The organism is Streptomyces sp. NPDC059455 (genome assembly GCF_042750115.1).
Taxonomy (GTDB): domain Bacteria; phylum Actinomycetota; class Actinomycetes; order Streptomycetales; family Streptomycetaceae; genus Streptomyces; species Streptomyces endocoffeicus.
Genome location: NZ_JBHYVB010000181.1, coordinates 6,880 through 10,263 on the forward strand (window position 1 = coordinate 6,880; position 3,384 = coordinate 10,263).

5 protein-coding genes are annotated in these 3,384 nt (G+C 72.5%); 3 read left to right on the forward strand and 2 right to left on the reverse strand.

Annotation, left to right across the window (positions count from 1 at the left end):
- Positions 1-145: 145 nt before the first annotated feature.
- Positions 146-766: a malonic semialdehyde reductase gene (locus tag ACFXB5_RS41300; protein WP_385218539.1), complete on the reverse strand. Its 621-nt coding sequence runs from the start codon at positions 764-766 to the stop codon at positions 146-148.
- Positions 767-913: 147 nt separating this feature from the next.
- On the opposite strand from ACFXB5_RS41300, the gene ACFXB5_RS41305 reads away from it, so the two are divergent.
- Together ACFXB5_RS41305 and ACFXB5_RS41310 are read left to right on the forward strand one after the other, a co-directional pair.
- The gene (locus tag ACFXB5_RS41305; RefSeq protein WP_385218540.1) at positions 914-1,597 is read left to right on the forward strand and encodes a TetR/AcrR family transcriptional regulator; all 684 of its coding nucleotides are present in this window, start codon (positions 914-916) and stop codon (positions 1,595-1,597) included.
- Positions 1,598-1,619: 22 nt separating this feature from the next.
- Positions 1,620-2,435, forward strand: a complete 816-nt coding sequence (locus tag ACFXB5_RS41310; protein ID WP_385218542.1) for a BTAD domain-containing putative transcriptional regulator — start codon at positions 1,620-1,622, stop codon at positions 2,433-2,435.
- 119 nt (positions 2,436-2,554) lie between these two features.
- Here the strand turns inward: ACFXB5_RS41310 and ACFXB5_RS41315 are convergent, their stop codons facing one another.
- Positions 2,555-2,737, reverse strand: coding sequence for a DUF6104 family protein (locus ACFXB5_RS41315; RefSeq protein WP_198269007.1), 183 nt, complete (start codon positions 2,735-2,737; stop codon positions 2,555-2,557).
- A 125-nt stretch (positions 2,738-2,862) separates the two neighbouring features.
- On the opposite strand from ACFXB5_RS41315, the gene ACFXB5_RS41320 reads away from it, so the two are divergent.
- The coding region (locus ACFXB5_RS41320) for an SDR family NAD(P)-dependent oxidoreductase (RefSeq protein WP_385218544.1) at positions 2,863-3,384 on the forward strand (522 nt) is incomplete at its 3' end.

Consider the following 3,384-nt stretch of genomic DNA (forward strand, 5'->3'; position numbering starts at 1 on the left):
ACCGTCGCCTCCGCCTCCTCCTCGGCTTCACCCTCCGGGGCCTGGGGCGGCGGCCCCGCGCCCGCCGCCGCCCCGCCCGCGGCGCGCGCGCGCGGGGCCCGCGCGCCCCGTCAGGTCTCAGGTCTCAGACCTCAGGTCTCAGACCTCAGACCGTGCGGAAGACCTCTTCGTACTCCAGGCGCGGCAGCCGCCCCATCCAGGCGTCCGGACCCGGCTTGCCGATGTTGACCACACAGACCGCCGAGTGCCGCCCGTCCTCGAAGAACTCCTTGGAGACGGCCGCGTGGTCGAAGCCGATCATGGGCCCGGCGGCGAGCCCCGCGGCGCGCACGCCCAGGATGAAGTAGCCCACCTGGAGCGCGGTGTTGAACCGCGCCGACCCCTCCCGGGCCTCGGGGTCGGCGAAGAACGCCTGCGGGTTCTCCATGAACGGCACCAGCCGCGGCAGCTCCTCATGGAAGTCCAGGTCCGCGGCGAGCACCGCCACCAGCGGGGCCTTGGCCGTCTTCTCCTGGTTCCGCCCCGTCATCAGCGTCACCAGCCGGGCGCGCGCCTCCTCCGAACGCACCAGCACCACCCGCAGCGGCTGCTGGTTCATCGAGGTGGGCGCGTACTTGACCAGTTCGTGGATCGCGCGGACCTGCTCGTCCGTCACCGGCTCATCGGTGAAGGTGTTGGCCGTACGGGCCTCCAGGAACAGCTGCCGCTGCGCCTCCGGCGCCAGGGTGAGAGGGCTCAGGGCCCCGCTGCTCTCCGGTGCGCTCATGGAGCTCTCCTTGTGAAGCGATGGTGAAACGACGTGATCCGCCGATGAATTAATTGGACTAGACGGGCTAGTCCACCGCGGCAAATGAAGGCTAGACTCACAAGTCCATCGAGGGCAAGACCGGCTTGGAGCGAGGAGGTTGGGCCGTTGCGGACGGACAGCGGTCCCCGGCGCGGCGCGGCGGGACGGCCCGCGGGCCCCCAGCCCGCCAAGCGCCAGGCGATATTGGAGGCGGCGGTGGCCGTCTTCCTGCGCGAGGGGTACGACCGGGCCAGCGTGGACGTCATCGCGGACGAGGCCCGCGTGTCCAAACAGACCGTCTACAACCACTTCGGCGACAAGGAGCGGCTGTTCATCGCCGCCGTCGAGGAGGAGCGGGAGCGGGTGGCGGCCGGATTCGCCGCCGGTTCCCCGCACGCCCTCGGGCCGGACGCCGCCGGGGCCCCCGAGGCGTACGACCACGGCGACGCCCGCACCGCGCTGCTCGCCTTCGGCCACCGGGTGCTCGCCGTACTGCTCGACGCACGGGCCTCCGCGCTGCGCCGCCTGGTCATCGCCGAGGTCGCCCGCCACCCCTCGCTGCGCCCCGCGTGCGCGGAGGGGGAGCCCCAGCAGCTGGTGAAGTACCTCGCCGAGATGCTCGGCCGGCGCACCGGCAGCGGCGAGCTGAGCGTGCCCGAACCGGCCACCGCCGCCTGCCAGTTCGTGGCCCTGATCATCCAACAGGGGCTGTACCAGTCGATGTACGGCACCCGCCCGCTCGCCGAGGACGAGGCCGCGGCCGTCTGCGAGAGCGCCGCCGACCTGCTCGTCCGTGCGTACCGCCCATGAAGCCCGAAGAGAGGTGCCACCCATGCGGGTGAGCGTGCTGGGACCGCTGACACTCGGCCTCGGCGCCCGGTCCGGAGTGCCCAGCGCGATGAAGCCGCGCAAGGTGCTGTCCCTGCTGCTGCTCAACGCGGGCCGGATGGTGCCGGTGCAGTCGCTGATGGCCGAACTGTGGGGCGATCAGCCGCCGCGCACCGGGCTGACCACGCTCCAGACGTACATCCTGCATCTGCGCAAACTGCTCGCCGAGGGGCTGGGGATGTCCTCGGCCGCCGTCACCCGGGATGTGCTGCAGACCCGGCCCGGGGGCTACGCCATGGTGGTGAGCCCGGGCGAACTCGACGTCCACGAGTACCGCCACCTCGTCGCCGAGGGCGAAGGCGCCCTGGAGGCCGGCGACGAACGGACGGCGGACACCTCCTTCCGGCGGGCGCTGGCCCTCTGGCAGGGCCCGGCCCTGGTTGACGTCACCCCGCACGGGCGACCGCTGCAGGCGGAGGTCGCCCGGCTGGAGCAGTCCCGGCTCACGGTCACCGAGCGCGGCATCGAGACCCGGCTGCGGCTCGGCAGCCATCTGGAGGTGCTGAGCGACCTCGCCTCGCTGGTCGTGGAGCACCGCTTCCACGAGGGCCTGCACGGTCAGTACATGCTCGCCCTCCACCGCTCCGGCCAGCGCACCCGCGCCCTGACGGTCTACCAGCGGCTGCGGATGGCGATGACGGAGGAACTGGGGCTCGAGCCCTCGGCGAAGCTCCAGCGGCTCCAGCAGGCGGTGCTGGTGTCCGACCCCCGGCTGGACCACGAGGCGGGGGCGCCGGGGCGGGGGCCGGTGGTGGCGTGAGGGGCGGCCGGTAGGGCCGCGGCGCCCGGCAGACGCTGTCTTACGCCGGGTCTCACGCCGCGTTTCACGCCGCCTCGGAAGCTGCCGTCAGACGTCGTGACCCTCAGACGTCGTCACCCTCAGACATCGTCGTCCTCCTCGTCGAGCCGGGCCAGCCAGGTCGCCAGCCGCTCCACCGGGACCTCGAAGTCCGGGTTCAGGTCGACGAACGTCCGCAGCTGCTCGGCGAGCCACTCGAAGGTGACCTCCTCATTGCCGCGCCGCTGCTCCAGCTCCTCGATACCGCGATCGGTGAAGTACAAGGGTCGCTCCGGAAGGGTGGTGTGGATCTACCCGCCCAGGATATGCGGCCCGGCACCCCGATGAGCGACCCGAGGGCCGCCGGGGTTGACATTCACGCGGGCGTCAATGTTTACGGTGCATCGTCATGACCAACATGACAGCAGCGAACTTTTCCGGCAGAGCAGTGATCGTCACCGGCGGGGGCACGGGGATCGGGCGGGTCACCGCGCGGACCTTCGCCGAGCAGGGCGCCCAGGTCCTGGTGGTCGGCCGTACGGCGGCCCGGCTCGCCGAGACGGCCGCCGACGCCCCGGACATCCGGCCGCTGACGGCCGACGTCTCGGCCCCCGGCGCCGCCGAGTTGATCGTGAACACCGCGATGGAGGCGTTCGGCCGCATCGATGTGCTGGTCAACAACGCCGCCGTGGTCCGGCAGACGCCCCTCGGGGACATCCGGCGGGAAGCCGTCGAGGAGATGCTGGCCGTCAATCTGCTCGCCCCGATGTACCTCACCCAGGCCGCGCTCCCGCGGCTGAGCGAGAACGCGGGTGTCGTGATCAACGTCAGTACGGCGTGGGGGGGGCCGGGGCGCCGGCCGCGCCGCGGCCGGCGCGGGCGCGCAGCGCGCGCGCGGGCTGCCGCGCCCTCTCACCCGCGCGCGGGGCGC